2 rRNA genes are annotated in these 694 nt (G+C 55.5%); both read left to right on the top strand.

The annotated features are described in order from the left end of the window. Positions 1-112, top strand: a 16S ribosomal RNA gene (locus NQ034_RS16055); the annotation flags it as partial. A gap of 479 nt (positions 113-591) precedes the next feature. After that, positions 592-694: ribosomal RNA gene (locus NQ034_RS16050) — 23S ribosomal RNA — on the top strand; the annotation flags it as partial.

Here is a 694-nt window from a genome sequence, read left to right as displayed (position 1 = left end):
CCCATGGCCTAACCGGTTCGTCCGGGGGGAGTGGTCGAAGGTGGGACTGGTGATTGGGACTAAGTCGTAACAAGGTAGCCGTACCGGAAGGTGCGGCTGGATCACCTCCTTTCTAAGGAGCATCAACTAATAAGTGGTTGGCCATCGTAGGCGCCGAGTGTGTGTCTGGTGGTTGCTCGTGGGTGGAACATCGCGGGATTGATTGTTTGAGTATGCTGTTGGGGTTCTGGGACAACAGACCATTGTTTGGTGGTGTGTGTTCTGGTTGCCGCCCCTACCGGGCTGGACATGCTTGAGTGTGTGTTGGGTTGTGGTGGGTGTGTGGGTGTTGTGTGGTTTGTGAATAGTGGACGTGAGCATCTAGAACATAGATCGGATGAGATGCGCACTGGTGTGTGTGTCTTGGTTCTGTGTTTCTGTGTGTGATTTTGTCGCCCAATCATGATGGGTTGGCTGTGTCCGGGTTGGTCTCCTTGTTGGGGGTTGGTTCGGGTTGGCCGGCTGGGTTGTGGTTGGTGTGTTTGTTTCTTGTGTTATCCACCCCGCCAGACGCCGGGTGGGAGGCCGGTTGGTCTTCTGCTGTGTGTGTTGTGGTGAGTGGTGAAGGGCGCATGGTGGATGCCTTGGCATCAGGAGCCGATGAAGGACGTTGTAACCTGCGATAAGCCTCGGGGAGTTGGTAAACGAGCGGTGA

Origin of the sequence: Brevibacterium moorei (genome assembly GCF_024580735.1) — a bacterium.
GTDB lineage: Bacteria > Actinomycetota > Actinomycetes > Actinomycetales > Brevibacteriaceae > Brevibacterium > Brevibacterium moorei.
Note: the sequence above shows the minus strand (reverse complement) of the source record. Positions and strands in the feature narration are given on the sequence as shown.